Origin of the sequence: Asticcacaulis sp. (genome assembly GCF_035497195.1) — a bacterium.
In the GTDB taxonomy this organism is placed as follows: domain Bacteria; phylum Pseudomonadota; class Alphaproteobacteria; order Caulobacterales; family Caulobacteraceae; genus Asticcacaulis.
In genome coordinates, this window is sequence record NZ_DATJDZ010000014.1 from 847,277 (window position 1) to 863,590 (window position 16,314).

At 62.5% G+C, this 16,314-nt stretch carries 12 protein-coding genes; 7 read left to right on the forward strand and 5 right to left on the reverse strand.

Features of this window, described 5'->3' with window-relative positions; translation table 11 throughout:
- The first annotated feature begins 107 nt into the window (after positions 1 to 107).
- From VL130_RS08015 to VL130_RS08035, 5 genes are all read left to right on the forward strand, one after another.
- Positions 108 to 1,619 (forward strand): glycoside hydrolase family 28 protein, encoded by a 1,512-nt coding sequence (locus VL130_RS08015; RefSeq protein WP_325362244.1) that lies wholly within the window; start codon positions 108 to 110, stop codon positions 1,617 to 1,619.
- Positions 1,616 to 3,172 carry an MGH1-like glycoside hydrolase domain-containing protein gene (locus VL130_RS08020; protein ID WP_325362245.1) on the forward strand — a complete coding sequence of 519 codons (1,557 nt, stop codon included), beginning with the start codon at positions 1,616 to 1,618 and terminating at the stop codon, positions 3,170 to 3,172. The genes VL130_RS08015 and VL130_RS08020 overlap by 4 nt, the downstream gene beginning before the upstream one ends.
- Before the next feature lie 149 nt (positions 3,173 to 3,321).
- Positions 3,322 to 4,881, forward strand: a complete 1,560-nt coding sequence (locus VL130_RS08025; protein WP_325362393.1) for a glycoside hydrolase 43 family protein — start codon at positions 3,322 to 3,324, stop codon at positions 4,879 to 4,881.
- Positions 4,881 to 5,999: an endo-1,4-beta-xylanase gene (locus VL130_RS08030; protein WP_325362246.1), complete on the forward strand. Its 1,119-nt coding sequence runs from the start codon at positions 4,881 to 4,883 to the stop codon at positions 5,997 to 5,999. The genes VL130_RS08025 and VL130_RS08030 overlap by 1 nt, the downstream gene beginning before the upstream one ends.
- 167 nt (positions 6,000 to 6,166) lie before the next feature.
- Positions 6,167 to 6,901 carry a hypothetical protein gene (locus VL130_RS08035; RefSeq protein ID WP_325362247.1) on the forward strand — a complete coding sequence of 245 codons (735 nt, stop codon included), beginning with the start codon at positions 6,167 to 6,169 and terminating at the stop codon, positions 6,899 to 6,901.
- 7 nt (positions 6,902 to 6,908) lie between these two features.
- Here the strand turns inward: VL130_RS08035 and VL130_RS08040 are convergent, their stop codons facing one another.
- Positions 6,909 to 7,787, reverse strand: coding sequence for an MBL fold metallo-hydrolase (locus tag VL130_RS08040; RefSeq protein WP_325362248.1), 879 nt, complete (start codon positions 7,785 to 7,787; stop codon positions 6,909 to 6,911).
- A gap of 143 nt (positions 7,788 to 7,930) precedes the next feature.
- Between VL130_RS08040 and VL130_RS08045 the strand changes: the two genes are divergently transcribed.
- On the forward strand, positions 7,931 to 10,042 hold the full coding sequence (locus VL130_RS08045) for a PQQ-binding-like beta-propeller repeat protein (protein ID WP_325362249.1): 2,112 nt from the start codon (positions 7,931 to 7,933) through the stop codon (positions 10,040 to 10,042).
- 58 nt (positions 10,043 to 10,100) lie between these two features.
- Positions 10,101 to 11,243 (forward strand): acetyl-CoA C-acyltransferase, encoded by a 1,143-nt coding sequence (locus VL130_RS08050; RefSeq protein WP_325362250.1) that lies wholly within the window; start codon positions 10,101 to 10,103, stop codon positions 11,241 to 11,243.
- On the opposite strand, the gene VL130_RS08055 is transcribed toward VL130_RS08050, so the two are convergent.
- From VL130_RS08055 to hutI, 4 genes are all read right to left on the reverse strand, one after another.
- Positions 11,240 to 11,773: a HutD family protein gene (locus VL130_RS08055; RefSeq protein WP_325362252.1), complete on the reverse strand. Its 534-nt coding sequence runs from the start codon at positions 11,771 to 11,773 to the stop codon at positions 11,240 to 11,242. The two genes, VL130_RS08050 and VL130_RS08055, sit on opposite strands and share 4 nt — an antisense overlap.
- Before the next feature lie 13 nt (positions 11,774 to 11,786).
- Positions 11,787 to 13,439 carry a urocanate hydratase gene (hutU, locus tag VL130_RS08060; RefSeq protein ID WP_325362253.1) on the reverse strand — a complete coding sequence of 551 codons (1,653 nt, stop codon included), beginning with the start codon at positions 13,437 to 13,439 and terminating at the stop codon, positions 11,787 to 11,789.
- A gap of 154 nt (positions 13,440 to 13,593) precedes the next feature.
- Entirely contained in the window at positions 13,594 to 15,114 is a 1,521-nt protein-coding gene (gene hutH, locus VL130_RS08065; protein ID WP_325362254.1) for a histidine ammonia-lyase, read from the reverse strand.
- The gene (hutI, locus tag VL130_RS08070) at positions 15,111 to 16,289 is read right to left on the reverse strand and encodes an imidazolonepropionase (RefSeq protein ID WP_325362255.1); all 1,179 of its coding nucleotides are present in this window, start codon (positions 16,287 to 16,289) and stop codon (positions 15,111 to 15,113) included. Before hutI ends, hutH begins: the two co-directional genes overlap by 4 nt.
- Positions 16,290 to 16,314: the final 25 nt, after the last annotated feature.

Genomic DNA, 16,314 nt, shown 5'->3' on the forward strand with positions numbered 1-16,314 from the left:
TCTGCCACTTAAGCCCGGCCGGTCTCCCTGCCGGGCTTCTTTTTATTCTGATACAGTGCATTGATAGTAAGCCGCCGGAAGAAGCGGACCATATGGAAAGGAAACCGATGCCATATTCTCCTTCACGCCGCCAACTGGCCGCTGGCTTTGCCGGCCTTGGTATTGCCGCCACATTCCGCACCGCTGTCGCGGCGGAAAGCTGCATCTTGCCAGATTGGGTAGCGCCATTGCGCGCCGATCTGGAAGCGATGGCGAAACGCCTGACCGCAACTTTGAAGCCGTGGAATGGCCCGAAGCGCATCGTAACGCCGGAGCAGTTCGGTTATGCCGGCGAAGGCCTGGCGACGTCGTTCATTCAAAAAGCCATAGAGGTGGCGTCGGAAGGCGGCGGCACGGTCCGTTTGGCGAAGGGCGATTATGTCAGCGGCACGCTTGACCTGCGCAGCCATGTCCGGCTCGAAGTGGGGAAGGGCGCGCGGCTGCTGGCCTCGCTGGATCTCAAGGATTATCCCGAACGGGTGGCGAAGCGCCGCACGGTCCAGGATACAAACATGGGCATGAACCAGTCGCTGATCTTTGCCGAGGGCTGCGAAGATATCTCGATCAGCGGCGAAGGCATCATTGACGGGCGCGGGGCGAACTTCCACGGTGAGGAGGGCATTCACGGCACGCCCGGCCGGCCGTTTGTCATCCGGGTGATCGATTGCCGGCGCATTCATATTCACGGCATCACGCTCAAGGATTCGCCGTGCTGGATGCAGAACTACCTCAATTGCGACGACTTGCTGGTCGACCAGATGACGGTCGAGAACCAGGCCAATTTCAACAATGACGGCATAGATATCGACGGCTGCCGCAATGTGATCGTGCGCAAATCCTATATTAGCTCGGGTGACGATTCCCTGTGCTTCAAGGGCGCGGCCCAGGCCCCGACCGAGAACGTGCTGGTGGAGAATTGCACCTTCTTCAGTTCGTGCAATGCGGTGAAGCTGGGAACCGACAGCCAGAGTGTTTTCCGCAATGTGCTGGTGCGTCATTGCGAGATCGGCGGGGTGTCCGAAGCCATGCGGCACGTCAAGCCGGTGGGCGCCGATTCCGGCATTTCGTGGGAAGTGGTCGATGGCGGCATGGCGGAGAATATCCTCGCCACCGATATCCATATCGTGCGGGCGCGCAGCCCCCTGTTCATGCGGCTGGAGGATCGCGGCCGGGTGCAGCCGGATCAGCCGAAACCGGCGGTGGGTAGCTTGCGGCGGGTGGTTTTCGAGCGCATCACCGGCGCCGATAATGGCCCGCGCGGGTCATATTTCATCGGCATTCCGGAAAAGCATATCGAAGACGTGGTGCTGCACGACATCAGGATCGGCATGATCGCCTCGACGCGCTGGCTGGAGGAAGACCAGATCGGCGAACTGCGCGGCGTCTATCCAGATGCCCATATGATCGACGAAGCCTGGGGCGCTTTAGACAAGGATAAGGGCGGCGATGCCCCCGCCTATGGCCTGTGGGCGCGGCATGTCACGCGGCTGACGGTGATCAAGGTGCAGTTCGTGCCCGCCACGCCCGATCCGCGTCCGCAATTCCGGATGACAACCGATACGGAGGCATGTCAGGCATGATCAATCGTCGCAGTTTAATCGCCACGGGCGCGGCGGCCCTGATCGCCAGTCAAGCGCGGGCGGAGACGCCCGTTTCCCAGCCACAATTCACGACCGCCAATGCCCGATGGCAGGCCGCCTATGACAAGGCGCTGGCCGTGCTGGCGGGCAATGTGCAGGTGGTGCCGCGCTACGCCGGGCCGGTGCTGATCGAAGGCGCCGACTATGCCGGTATCTGGATGGAATGCGGGCCGCAGGAGTCATTGGTCTACCGCAAGTTCCGCCCGGATGTGGCCCGCAACAGCCATATGACCTTCTTCGAGCTGCAACGCATGGATGGTCAGTTACCGTGCAATAACAAGGTGACGGAAACGGGGTTCGGCCAGATCCAGATGGTGGTGCCGATCGCCGCCACGGCCTGGGAGCTGGCGCAGGCGACCAAGGATGAAGCGCTGCTCAATTCGGCCTATACCGCCTGTTCGGCGTGGGATGCGTGGCTGTTGAAATATCGCAATACCCGCGGCACCGGCCTGACCGAAGGTTTCTGTACCTACGACACCGGTCATGACAATTCGCCGCGCTGGGAAGGCATCCCGCCGCAGTGCCCGAACAAGGACGCCAAGTATTTTCCGGCGGGGTTCGCCCTGCCGCGGCTATGCCCGGACCTGTCGGCCACCACCTATGGCGCGCGTCTGGCGCTGAGCGACATGGCGAAGGCGCTCGGCAAGAATAATGAGGCCGATCACTGGGCCGAAAGCGCCGATGAAATGCGCCGCCTGATCCTGCAAAAACTCTACGTCGCTGAAGATGCCGCCTTCTATGATCTCGACGCCAATAATGAATTTGTGCGGGTGCGATCGGATATTCTTAGCCGGGTGTGTGGCGAGCATGTCGTCGATCAGGCGCTGTTCGATGAGTTGTGGACGCGGCAAATCCATAATCCGAAAGCCTTCTGGACCAGTTATCCCATGCCGTCGGTGGCGCTTGATGATCCGCAGTTCGTGCGGCCATTACCGAAGAACAGTTGGGGCGGGCCAACGCAGGCCCTGACCGCCCTGCGCGCGCCGCGCTGGATGGCGCATTACGGCCGCGATGCCGAGTTCAGCTTCATGATGACGCGCTGGTGCGAAGGGCTGCTGGCCGACATGACCTTCCGCCAGCAGATGGACCCGGTGACGGGAAAATTCACGCAGGAAGACCTGCCAAACTATTCGCCGGCGGCGCTGGTGATGATGGACTACACCTGGCGTCTGGCGGGTGTGGTCGAAGAGGCCGAGGCCCTGCACTGGAATATCCGCCCTGGTCATGCGGCGGCGGATGGGGCGAATTTCCGCCTGCCGACTGATGGTGGTGCGACGGCGGCCATGACCTATGACGGCAAGGGCGCGGCGCTAACACTGGCCGGCAAGCCATTGGGCCGTATCGATGGCGTGGCGCGGCTGGTGACCGGCAAGACCGGGGCGCCACAGTCGCTTCTCGGTATTTCCGAAAAGCCGGAAAAGATTACCCTGCGACTGACCGGTGGTTCGGTCCGCAAACTGACGATCAAGCCGAACGAAAGGGTCGCGCTGTGAAATTATTTGGTTTTCATTCTCCCCCTCCTGGAGGGGGCGCTGGATTTTGGGCTTGCCAAAAAGACAGAGGGGGGAAACGAACGGCGGTATTACCCCCTCCGGCGCTACGCGCCACCTCCCCCTCCAAGAGGGGGAGATTTTTGGGGCTGGTGGCTTTGTTTTCGGGAGCGACACTGCTTTTTTCCGCCTGCGCTACCGCTGCGCCGCAACCGGCGACCTACAGCAATCCGATCCTCTATGCCGACTATTCCGATCCGGACATTATCCGCGTCGGCAAAAGCTATTATATGGTGGCGTCGAGTTTCCATTTTTCGCCCGGTCTGCCGGTGCTGAAATCGGAAGACCTGGTACACTGGAAGCTCATCACCAATGCCGTGCCGAAACTGACCTTCGCGCCGGCATACGACATGCCCGGTCCCTTTGAACTGGACGACGCCAAATCCAAACCCGTGACGGGCACCCATTATGCCGGCGGTATCTGGGCGCCGTCGATCCGTCACCATAACGGCCTGTTCTACATCTATTTCCCGACGCCGGACGAGGGCATCTTCCTGACGACGGCGAAAGACCCCGCCGGTCCGTGGTCGGCGCCGGTGGCGGTCATCGCTCAGGCGAAGCTGGAAGACCCGTGCCCCTTCTGGGATGACGACGGTCAGGCCTATCTGATCCACGGCAAGGTCGGCGCCGGACCGCTGATCCTGCACCGCATGAGCGCGGACGGCACCAAGGTGCTCGATGACGGCGTGGTGGTGGCCGACGACAAGGAACGGCTGCCGGTGCTCGAAGGGCCGAAGCTCTACAAGCGGAATGGCTGGTATTATATTTTTGCGCCCATCGGCGGGGTCGGCACCGGGCCGCAGGCGGTCGGCCGCGCGAAGAATATCTACGGGCCTTATGAATGGCGCGATGTGCTGGTCCCCACCAACGATATCAAGGGGCCGCATCAAGGCGGTTATGTTGAAACGCCGTCCGGCCAGGGCTGGTTCGTGCATTTCAATTCGGAAGGCGCCTTTGGCCGCATCGATCATCTGCAACCGGTCAAATGGGTGGATGACTGGCCGGTGATGGGTGACGACGGCAAGCCGGTATTGACCCATGCGATGCCGGATACCGGTGTCCGCCATTCCGATTTTCGCTTGCAGGATTCCGACGAATTCAGCCGCAAGGCGCTGGGCCTGCAATGGTCATGGAACCACAATCCCGATGACAGCCGGTGGAGCCTGAGCGAGCGGTCGGGCTGGCTGCGCCTGAAGGCCGGTGAGGCGCGAAGCCTGACCACTTCGCGCAATACCCTGACGCAGATTCTGCAAGGTCCGGCCATGCAGACGACGGCGCGGCTCGATATTTCACGCATGACTGATGGCCAACGCGCCGGTGTCAGCCTGTTCGGCGTCAAACCGGTGTGGATCGGCGTGGTGCGCGAAAACGGCGTGTCGCGGATCACCTATGCCTCGGCGGGCGTCGAAACGCCGGGGCCGGAAGTCACCGGCCAGACGGTCGAATTGCGTGCCGAGGCCCTGCCGGACCAGACCAGCCGCTTCGCCTACAGCCTCCATGGCAAGGCGTTCATTTCGTTCGGCGAACAGGTGCCATTGTCGAAATTTTCGTGGTGGAAAGGTAGCCGCCCGGCGCTCTTCACATTCAATAAAAAGGACGCGAATGGCGCGGTCGATATCGACTGGGTTCACGTCACGCATGAGGTCAGATAATGGATCGTCGTTTGTTTCTCGCTGGCGCCACGGCGCTGCTGGCCACGCCTGCGCTTGCGCAATCTACGTCGTCGCTCGGAGACCTGGCCGCCGCGAAAGGCATCCGTTTCGGTTCGGCCACGGGCGTCAAAACCGGTGGCCTGACCGATCCGCAGGTGGCGCAAATCCTCAGGCGCGACTGCCGCATCCTGGTGCCGCGCAACGAACTGAAGATGTATACCATTCACAACACACCGGAAGATGCCTATGACTTCGCGCCGGGCGATGCCGTGCTGGCCTTCGCCGAGGCCAACCACATGCCCCTGCGCGGCCATACGCTGTTCTGGGCCAAGGATGAGTTCCTGCCGAAATGGCTGCTGACCCATGATTTCGGTCCGAAGCCCAAGGTCGCCGCCGAGGCGCTGCTGCGCGACTATATCGGTCAGGTGACCGAGCATTTTGGTGATCGCCTGACCTCATGGGACGTCATCAACGAGGCCATCGATGAAAAGACCGGCGATATCCGCGCCAATGTCTTTACGCGTATTCTTGGCCGCGACGCCCTGCGAATCTGTTTCGAGGCGGCGCGCGAACACCTGCCGAAAATGCAGCTCGTCTATAACGACTATATGAGCTGGCGGCCGAAGGATGCCCTGCATCGCCAGGCGGCGCTCGACCTGCTGCGCTGGTTCCGTGACCAGAAACTGCCGGTCGATGCCCTCGGCATCCAGGGCCATATCGGCACCGATCAGAGCGTGGTGGGGCAGATGACGACCGACGACACCACGCCGCAATATGACGCGTGGACGCAGTTCCTGACGGATGCCGCCGCACTCGATTATACCCTTCTGGTGACGGAGTTCGATGTCAATGACCGCAAGGTCGACGGCGATATCGCCCGGCGCGACGCCGTGGTGGCCGAAGTGGCCAGGATCTATATCGACCTGACGCTCGGCAATACGGCGGTGAAGGATTTCCTGTGCTGGGGCCTGGACGACAAATATAGCTGGCTGCAATCGACCACGCCGCGCACCGACAAGCTGCCGCTGCGCCCGACGCCCTATGATGACCAGTTCCGGCAGAAGCCGCTTTACGACGCCATGGCGGCGGCCTTCCGGAATGCGCCGGCGCGGACCTGAGCTAAAACACACCGGCGCCATCACAAAAGGCTCCGCCACAGCGGCCGCCTGTCCCGCTACATTGACGGGACAGGCTTTGGCCCGAACGCAGCACTGAGCGGCCTGACATGAGCGGCGCAATTGGACGCAACGGGTAAAGTCGTCATGACTGATCCCGTGGAGTGCCTATGTTCCGTTATCTTTTCCGCACGATTGCGCTCAGCCTGGTCGCAACCGCCGTCTCGACGCCTGTTTTGGCCGCACCTTTCCGCACGCCAGACCTCGATGCCGCCCGCGCCTGGGAAATCAAACCGAGCTACCAATGGGCCAGCAATGGTTTCGAGCATGAAACCGGCTACGAGATGGATATCACCGCGCCGATCCGCCCCGGTCTTGAAACGTCGATCACCTTTGGCAGCGGGACGTTCAAGACGTCCGGTGCGAAAGCGATATCCGGCGCGGTCGATAGCCAATGGGCGATCAAATGGGAAATCCGGCCGTCCGGTGAGGGCGATGGTTTTGGTATTTCGACCGAACCGGTTCTGATCATCCCGACGGGGAGCGCCGGCTTCAGCGATGAACAGTGGGCGCTGGAAGTGCCTCTGGTTTTTGGCTGGAACCGGGGGCGCTACAGCTATCTGGCGATGATTTCCTATGGCCAGGGTTTTGAAGACGGAGGCGGCGAGATAGGGGCCAATGGCGTGGTTATGTGGGCAGCCACCGATACCCTGAAACTGGGCGTCGAACTCGCCACGGCCGCGCCATCCGATCGTCCGGGCGCGTATGATTCCGAATTGAATCTGGGTTTCAAATGGGAATTCGTCGAAGGCGTCGGCCTCAAAGCCCGCATCGGCCGGAGCCTGCGCCGCGAGGAAGGCGGCCATGAAACCGGCGGTGCAATCTATCTGGAAAAGGCTTTCTGAATCCAGATTATTTCGCTGGTGCCAGAGCGAAACCATCGTCTTTGACGACGATCCTGCCTGTACCGGGAAAAGGAAAGTGCGGGGCGAATATAGGTTCGCCGCTCTTCGCCAGCACGGTCAGTTCGGCGCGGCGGGTGGCTTCACCGGCGGGTTTGTCGCTGTCATAACCCATCCCCCATTCCGGTTTGGCCAGCGAAACGACCACGCTGTGCGCCATATCGCCGATATCGAGCAGCCTGGCGTCACCGGAGACGATTTCATAACCGGTATGGCCCGGCGTATGGCCCTTGAGCACGACGGACGTAATGCCGGGCAGGACTTCCGCGCCGCCGGCGAAGGTCTGAACCTGCGGCGTGACGGCGGCAACGAATGCGGCTTGCTGCGGATTGGCTTGCAAGCTGGCCCATTCCGCATCGGTCAGGCGCACGGTGGCTTTCGGGAAGGCCGGCTTGCCCTCGGCGGTGAGCAGGCCGCCGATATGGTCCGGGTGGCTGTGGGTGATCAGCACATCGGTGATCTGGTCCGGCGTTACACCGGCCTTGGCCAGACTGCCCATCAGCACGCCATGCGCCTTCGGTCCCATGCCGGTATCGATCAGCACCAGACGGTCGCCGGCTTTGACCAGCAGGGCGTCGATCGACAGCGTGATCTGGTCGGTCGGCTGGCCGGCGGCCTTCAATACGGCGGCGACCGCTTCGGGGGTCTGTGCCAGGCCGATGACGCTGTTGTCATTGGGCACGACATTGACCAGATCGCGCAGGCTCCAGGCCTTAAAGGCGCCGATATCGAAGGCGTGGGCTTCGGGTGTCACCTGGGCGGGATCGGCCTGCGCGCAGGCGGGCAGGACAAGAGCGAGGGCGGTCAGGGCGATTTTGAGCGGGCGCATGTTGAGTCCTGAAAGTATGAGTCGGTTGGCGCACAGTTTTCATCTCTTCCGGCAAAAAGCAATGCGGAAAACTTGCCGCTTCCGCTAGCTCTTGTAATCGATTACGCTCGCTGAAAAGCAGTGCAACAAGACAGGGACATATCATGAAGCGTCTGGGGGCGGTGGTGGCGTGCATGGCGCTGATATTGACGGGGTGCCAAAAACCGACAGGCGGCGCGTCTTCGCAATCAGGGGCGGACTGGCCGTGGTATCATGGCAACCCCAACGGCACACACTATTCGACGCTCGATCAGATCAATACTGGGAACGTCAAGACCCTGAAAGTGGCCTGGACCTTCGATTCCGGCGATTCTTTTGGAGAAGCCGGCAACCAGTCGGACATGGAAGGCAACCCGATGATCATTCGCGGGCGGCTGTATTTCGTGTCTCCCAAGGGCCGTCTGTTCTGCCTCGATGCCGCCAAAGGCACGCAGGTCTGGGTTTTCGATCCGGCCTTCGGCGATGTGGTCAACACCAGGCAGCGCCTGCGCGGGGTGTCGTACTGGAGCGATGGTAAAGACGCGCGCATCCTCTTTACCTTCCGCAATCACCTGCTGGCGGTCGACGCCAAAACCGGCCGCCTGATCGATCGGTTCGGCCATAATGGCGAGGTCGATCTGAAAGAAGGTCTGGGGCGGGATCCGGTGTCGGTTTCGGTCAGCAATGTCTCGCCCGGCGTGGTCTATAAAGACCTGATCATCATGGGTTCGACCGGCAATACACCTGGCCATATCCGCGCCTATGATGTCCGCACCGGCGCAATGAAATGGATATTCCACACCATCCCGCAGCCGGGGGAGGCGGGCTACGACACATGGCCGAAGGACGCCTGGAAGACGGCGATGGGCGCCAATGCCTGGTCGGGCCTGACGCTCGATCCGGAAAACGGGCTGGTGTTCGCGCCGCTTGGCTCGGCCGGCATGGGCAACAAGGATTTCTACGGCGGCGACCGCGAAGGCGACAATCTTTTCGGCACATCGCTGGTGGCGCTCGATGCTAATACCGGCAAACGTGTCTGGCATTTTCAACTGGTAAAACACGACATATGGGATCGTGATCCGCCGACGCCGCCGACCCTGATTACGGTGGGTGGCCGCGAGGCGGTGGCGCAGACGACCAAGGCGGGGCTGGTTTTTATCCTCGATCGCAAGACCGGCGCGCCACTCTATCCGGTCACGGAGGTGCATCCGCCGGCCTCGGATATCCCCGGCGAGGTGACATCCCCCACGCAGGTCATGCCATTGAAGCCGCTGCCCTATAACCGCCAGCAACTGACCGCCGATAACCTGACGCAGCGGACGCCCGAGGCCCATGCGGCGGTGGCCAAAACCTTTGCAGGCTTGCGGTCGCGCGGGCCGTTCGATCCGCCGTCTATCGGCGGCACAGTGCTCCTGCCGGGCATGGATGGCGGCGCCGAATGGGGCGGCGCGTCCTATGATCCGACGAGCGGCATTCTCTATATCAATTCAAACGAAATGGCCTGGATTCTGAAGGTCAAGAAACAGCCGCCGATGGTTTCCGGCCGCAGCGGTTATGCGCTCTACCAGAACGCCTGTGCCGTTTGTCATGGCGTTGATCGCAAAGGCTCGCCGCCGGAATTTCCGTCACTGGTCGGCGTCGATCACCGCCTGACCGGCGACCAGATGGCGCGGCAGATCGCCAATGGCGGCGGCCGGATGCCGGGCTTCGGCGGGCAGTATTCGCCGGAGGATATCAAGGCCATCACCGGCTATCTGTCCGGCGATCCGGCGCAACAACCCAAGCCTGCGCCGGAGTATCCCTCGACCGACAATGACGCCTATATCTTCGACGGCTACACCAAGTTCCTTGATCCGGAGGGCTATCCGGCCATCGCGCCGCCCTGGGGGACGCTCAGCGCCTTGAATGTCAATACCGGCGAGTACCTCTGGCAGGTTCCGCTCGGCGAATATCCGGAATTGCACGATCCATCGACCGGCAGCGAGAACTATGGCGGCGCGGTGGTAACGAAGGGGGGGCTGCTGTTCATCGCCGCCACCATCTATGACAATAAATTCCGCGCCTTCGACAAGACAACCGGCAAGCTGCTGTGGCAGGCCACCCTGCCGGCGGCAGGCGCGGCGACACCGGCCACCTACAGCGTGAACGGCAAGCAGTATGTCGTTATCGGCGCCGGCGGCGGCAAGAACGCCAAGGCCCGGCCCGGCGGTTCGATCATCGCCTACACATTACCGTAACCGGCTTGCGAAAACTGGTTTCGGGTGTAATCTTTCTTCAAAGTAAGAGGAAACGATCATGCCGGAGACAATCATCATAGCGGGCGCTGTACGGACGCCAATGGGCGGTTTTCAGGGCGATTTTGCGAACGTTACAGCATCGCAACTGGGCACGGCGGCGATCCGTGCCGTCGTGAACGGGCAGGTGCCGGATGAAGTCATCATGGGCTGCGTCCTGCCGGCGGGGCAGGGACAGGCGCCGGCGCGTCAGGCGGCTTTGGGTGCGGGCCTGCCGGTCTCTGTGCCGGCCACCACGGTCAACAAGATGTGCGGATCGGGCATGAAGGCGGTGATGCTGGGCTGTGACGCCATCGCGGCGGGCTCGGCGGATATGATCGTGGCCGGCGGCATGGAGAGCATGTCGAATGCGCCGTACCTGCTGCCGAAAGCGCGCACCGGGATGCGGATGGGGCATGGCGAGGTCAAGGACCATATGTTTCTCGACGGCCTGGAAGACGCCTATGACAAGGGGCGCCTGATGGGCAGTTTCGCCGACGAAGCTGCCACGCACTACCAGTTCACCCGGCAGATGCAGGACGATTACGCCCTGGCCTCGCTGGATCGCGCCCTGAAGGCTGACTTTTCCGCCGAGATCACGCCGGTGGAGACGAAGGCGGGTCTGATCACCCACGACGAACTGCCCGGTAAGGCGCGGCCGGAGAAAATTCCGAATCTCAAACCCGCCTTTACAAAGGACGGCACGGTGACGGCGGCTAATTCGAGTTCGATCTCCGACGGCGCGGCGGCGCTTCTGCTGACCCGCGCTTCGGTGGTGGCGGCCAGGGGGCTTACGCCGATCGCCCGTATTGTCGGTCATGCCAGCCATGCCGAGGAACCGAAATGGTTCAGCCGCGCGCCGGTCGGGGCAGTCAAAAAGCTGCTGGAAAAGACGAGTTGGACCATCGATGAGGTTGATCTCTTCGAGGTCAATGAAGCCTTCGCGGTGGTGGCGCTGATCGCCATGCACGACCTCGGCATCCCGCATCAGAAGCTGAACGTCCACGGCGGGGCCTGTGCGCTGGGGCATCCGATCGGTGCGTCGGGTGCGCGAATACTGGTGACCCTGATCAATGCCCTGAAGCAGCGTGGCCTTAAACGCGGCATTGCCGCTGTCTGCATCGGCGGCGGCGAGGCGACGGCGGTGGCGGTGGAAGTGGTCTAAAAAGCGATCAGATAGCCGTCGCCTGCTGATACCGGCTCGCCTTCGAGGCCTTCAAATTTTAGAGCATCATAGGGTTGCAGGGCGTAGCGCTGGCCATTGGCGGTGACGATCATCGGTTTTGTGGCGACCAGAAATACCAGGTCCGAGGGCAGGATGACACCGGAAGCGATATGTCGGACCTCGGCGCGCGCATGGCCACGGCGGGTCATCACATTGAGATCGATCACTGGCAGGAGCGGCGCGGCCTCGACCGGGGTTTCGCCTTTGAATGCCGTGCCATCTCCGGCATTGAGCACATGACGGCCGTCGGGCATATCCATCCGCAACCGGCCACTCAGCACAATCAGATGCCGATCAACGCCCTCGAAGCGCGAAAAGGGGCCGGGTTCGGTGACCTCGGCCATGCTGATCCGCCACTGAAAATCTTCCATGCCGGCGCCATTGGGGAAGACGGCAATCTCGCGCGTCACCCCGCCGCCGTTTTTCCACGGCTGGGGAATGCGTTGCGAAACGGGCAGATGGGTAATCATGGCGGGACTCACTTTACAGGCCGGGCAGGTCTAAGCCTTTTTCGCGGGCGCAATCAATGGCGATTTCATACCCGGCGTCGGCATGGCGCATAACGCCGGTGGCCGGATCGTTCCATAAAACCCTCGCCAGACGTTTGGCAGCATCATCGGTGCCGTCGGCCACAACGACCATGCCGGAATGCTGCGAATAACCCATGCCGACCCCGCCGCCGTGATGAAGCGACACCCAGGTGGCGCCCGAAGCCGTATTGAGCAGGGCGTTGAGCAGGGGCCAGTCGGAGACGGCATCGGAGCCGTCCTTCATGGCCTCGGTCTCGCGGTTGGGCGAGGCGACGCTGCCGGAATCGAGGTGGTCGCGGCCAATCACGATCGGCGCCTTCAGTTCACCCGTGCGCACCATCTCATTGAACGCCAGTCCCAACCGATGGCGATCGCCCAGGCCGACCCAGCAGATGCGCGCCGGCAGGCCCTGGAACTTGATGCGTGCGCGGGCCATGTCGAGCCAGTTGTGCAGGTGTGTGTTGTCCGGCAGCAGTGCCTTGACCTTGGCGTCGGTCTTGTAGATGTCCTCCGGATCTCCCGACAGCGCCACCCAGCGGAAGGGACCGATACCGCGGCAGAACAGCGGACGGATATAGGCGGGCACGAAACCGGGGAAATCGAAGGCATTTTTCACGCCCTCATCAAAGGCGACCTGACGGATATTGTTGCCGTAATCGACCGTGGGCACGCCCGCTTTCTGGAAATCGAGCATGGCCTGAACGTGTGTGGCCATCGATGCCTTGGCGGCTTTCGCCACGCCTTGAGGATCGCGTTCGCGCCTGTCGAGCCAGTGCTCGACCGTCCAGCCGGAAGGCAGATAGCCATTGACCGGATCGTGCGCCGAGGTCTGGTCGGTCAGCAGATCGGGGCGCACACCACGTTTGAAAAGCTCCGGCAGGACGTCCGCCGCATTGCCGAGCAGTCCGACCGAGATCGGCTTGGTGGCATTTTTGATCATAGCCAGCGCGTCATCGATGGTATCGGCACGATAGTCGAGATAACCGGTGCGCAGACGCATCTCGATGCGTGACACCTGGCATTCGATGGCGAGGCACGACGCGCCGGCCATCACCGCCGCCAAGGGCTGGGCGCCGCCCATGCCGCCGAGGCCGGCGGTCAGCAGCCACTTGCCGGTCAGGTCGCCATTATAATGCTGGCGGCCCATCTCGACAAAGGTCTCGTAGGTGCCCTGAACGATGCCCTGCGTGCCGATATAGATCCACGAACCGGCAGTCATCTGGCCGTACATCATCAGGCCCTTGCGGTCGAGTTCGTGGAAGTGCTCCCAGTTGGCGAAAGCGGGCACCAGGTTGGAATTGGCCAGCAGGACGCGCGGGGCGTTTTCGTGCGTCTCGAAGACGCCGACCGGCTTGCCCGACTGGATCAGCAGGGTCTGGTTGTTCTCTAAGCGCTTGAGCGTTTCGACGATGCGGTCATAGCTCTCCCAGTCGCGCGCCGCGCGGCCGATACCGCCATAGACGACCAGTTCTTCCGGACGCTCAGCGACGTCCGGGTGGAGGTTGTTCATCAGCATCCGCAAGGGGGCTTCGGTCAGCCACGATTTGGCGGAAAGCGTCGTGCCGGTGGCCGGCCTGATCACGCGGGAATTATCGAGCCGGGTCATGTGTTGGCGCATCCTTTTATAAATCTCCCCCTCTTGGAGGGGGAGGTGGCGCGTAGCGCCGGAGGGGGTAACTCTGTCGGGGAAATTTACCCCCTCTTGAAAATTGCTGGCCGCAATTTCCAAGCTCCCCCTCCAAGAGGGGGAGATGATTATTTCATTCCACTGTCGGTAGAGCCACATTCGCCGCCTTGATCACCGCCTGCGAACGCACAAGGTCGATGGCGGCCGCCATATCGGGATGGAAATGCCGGTCGTGATCGAGCGCCGGCACGGCCGAACGGGTCAGTGTCCGGACGCGCTCCAAGGCTTCGGACGAGGTGAGCGGCGCGTGGAAGTCACAGCCTTGCGCCGCTGCCAATAATTCAATGCCGATGACGGCGAAGGCGTTTTCGGCCATTTCCATCAGGCGGCGCGCGCCGTGGGCGGCCATGGAAACGTGGTCTTCCTGGTTGGCCGAGGTCGGGATGGAATCGACGCTGGCCGGATAGGCGCGCTGCTTGTTTTCGGAGACCAGCGCGGCGGCTGTCACCTGCGGGATCATGAAGCCGGAATTAAGCCCCGGCTGTGGCGTCAGGAAGGCCGGCAGACCCGACAAAGCCGGATCGACCAGCATGGCGATGCGGCGCTCGGCGATCGAGCCGATTTCGCAGATGGCCAGGGCGACGATATCGGCGGCGAAGGCCACCGGCTCGGCGTGGAAGTTGCCGCCCGACAAGGCTTCCTCCGGATCAGTAAAGATGAGCGGATTGTCGGTGACGCCATTGGCTTCGGTCTCAAGCGTCACCGCCGCCTGACGCAGGATATCGAGTGCAGCGCCCATCACCTGCGGCTGGCAGCGCAGGCAGTAAGGGTCCTGCACGCGCGCGTCGCCTTTCAGGTGCGAGGCGCGGATGGCGGAATCGCTCATCAGTTCACGAAGGGTGCGGGCGGTGTCGATCTGGCCCCTGTGACGGCGCAGGGCGTGGATGCGCGGATCGAACGGCGCATCCGATCCCTTGGCGGCTTCGGTCGAGAGCGCGCCGGTGACCAGCGCGGTTTGCAGCAAAACTTCCGCCTCGAACAGGCCAGCCAGGGCATTGGCGGTCGAGAATTGCGTACCATTGAGCAGGGCCAGACCCTCTTTCGGACCGGGCGTCAGCGGCTTGAGACCCGCTTCTTTCAGCGCGCGCAGAGCCGGCATCCGCACGCCATAGACCTCGATTTCACCAACACCGATCATGCAGGCGGCCATATGCGCCAAGGGCGCCAGATCGCCGGACGCCCCGACTGAACCCTGACACGGAATGACCGGTATCAGGTCATGATCGAGTAGGGCCTGCATCAGGTCGAGCGTTTCGACCCTGACGCCGGACGCGCCCTGCGCCAGCGAGGTCAGCTTGAGCGCCAGCATCAGCCGCACCACGGGCTGCGGTGACGGCGCACCGACACCTGCGGCATGGGAGAGGATGATATTGCGCTGGAGCGTGGCCAAGTCGGCGTCCTCGATGCGGGTCGAGGCCAGTTTGCCGAAGCCGGTATTGATGCCATAGACCGGCTCGCCCCTGGCCAGAATACGCGAAACCGCCGCCGCGCTCTCGGCCACCGCCGGCAGGCAGCCCGGATCGAGTTTGAACGCCGCGCCGCGATAAATATCGCGCCATACAGACAGAGGAACGGCGCCGGGAGTGAGGATCATACGGTTTGGCCCTGGAAAATACGGGAATGGAGGGGCGAAGCGCCCATGAAATAGACGAGATCGGCCGGCTCGGCGCAGTCCCAGACGGCGAAATCGCACCACTTGCCAGCCTCCAGCGCGCCGATATCGTCGCGGCCGAGCGCTTGGGCGGCATTTGTAGTGACGCCCGCCAGGCATTCATCGACCGTCAGGCGGAAGCAGGTGGCGGCCATGTTCATCGCCATCAGGATCGAGGTCAGGGGCGAGGTGCCGGGGTTGCAGTCGGTGGCGATGGCCATCGGCACGTTCTCGGCCCGCAAACCTTCGATCGGCGGTTTGACCGTTTCACGCATGAAGTAGAAGGCGCCGGGCAGCAGGGTGGCGACCGTGCCGGCGTCGCGCAGGGCTGCGATGCCGTCGGCGTCGAGGTGTTCGAGGTGGTCGGCGGAGAGAGCGCCGTAACGCGCCGCCAGGGCCGCGCCGTGCAGGTTTGAGAGCTGCTCGGCGTGGAGCTTGATGGCCAGGCCGTGCGTCTTGGCGGCCTGGAAGACGCGTTCGGTCTGGGCCGGGGAAAAGCCGATGCCTTCGCAGAAGACATCGACCGCCGAGGCCAGGCCGACAACGGCCGGGATCATTTCGTTGCACACAGCATCGATATAGGCGTCGGGGTGGTCTCTGTATTCCGGCGGCAGGGCGTGGGCGCCGAGCAGAGTGGTCATGACGCGCACCGGGCGCAGACGCTCCAGGGCCCTGGCGGCGCGCAGCATTTTCAGTTCGTCTTCAAGGGTCAGACCGTAACCGGACTTGATTTCGATGGTGCTGACGCCTGAGGCGATCAGGGCGTCGAGGCGCGGCAGGGCGGCGGTGATCAGGTCGTCCTCGGAGGCAGAGCGGGTGGCGGTGACGGTCGAGAGAATGCCGCCGCCGGCGCGGGCGATCTCTTCGTAAGAAGCGCCGTCGAGCCGCAGCCTGAATTCATGGGCGCGATTGCCAGCGAAGACAAGATGGGTGTGGCAGTCGATCAGGCCAGGTGTCACCAGCCGATCTTGCAGGTCGATGGTGGGGGCGTCGATGTCCGTTGCAGGCCCGGCATATACGACGCGGCCGTCTTTCGCAGCGATCGTGCCGTTGTCGATCAGTGGCTGGCCAGCGCGGGCCAGCAGGCGGCAATTTGTCCAGACCGTATCGCATTGCATGGCTTTTCAGACTCGCCTAATATGT

Bases quoted from the DNA above. Each gene is read 5' to 3' on its own strand.
- VL130_RS08035 (WP_325362247.1), top strand. From the start codon at position 6,167: ATGTTCCGTTATCTTTTCCGCACGATTGCGCTCAGCCTGGTCGCAACC.
- hutH (WP_325362254.1), bottom strand. From the start codon at position 15,114: ATGATCCTCACTCCCGGCGCCGTTCCTCTGTCTGTATGGCGCGATATT.
- VL130_RS08050 (WP_325362250.1), top strand. From the start codon at position 10,101: ATGCCGGAGACAATCATCATAGCGGGCGCTGTACGGACGCCAATGGGC.
- hutU (WP_325362253.1), bottom strand. From the start codon at position 13,439: ATGACCCGGCTCGATAATTCCCGCGTGATCAGGCCGGCCACCGGCACG.
- VL130_RS08040 (WP_325362248.1), bottom strand. From the start codon at position 7,787: ATGCGCCCGCTCAAAATCGCCCTGACCGCCCTCGCTCTTGTCCTGCCC.
- VL130_RS08055 (WP_325362252.1), bottom strand. From the start codon at position 11,773: ATGATTACCCATCTGCCCGTTTCGCAACGCATTCCCCAGCCGTGGAAA.
- VL130_RS08030 (WP_325362246.1), top strand. From the start codon at position 4,881: ATGGATCGTCGTTTGTTTCTCGCTGGCGCCACGGCGCTGCTGGCCACG.
- hutI (WP_325362255.1), bottom strand. From the start codon at position 16,289: ATGCAATGCGATACGGTCTGGACAAATTGCCGCCTGCTGGCCCGCGCT.
- VL130_RS08020 (WP_325362245.1), top strand. From the start codon at position 1,616: ATGATCAATCGTCGCAGTTTAATCGCCACGGGCGCGGCGGCCCTGATC.
- VL130_RS08045 (WP_325362249.1), top strand. From the start codon at position 7,931: ATGAAGCGTCTGGGGGCGGTGGTGGCGTGCATGGCGCTGATATTGACG.
- VL130_RS08015 (WP_325362244.1), top strand. From the start codon at position 108: ATGCCATATTCTCCTTCACGCCGCCAACTGGCCGCTGGCTTTGCCGGC.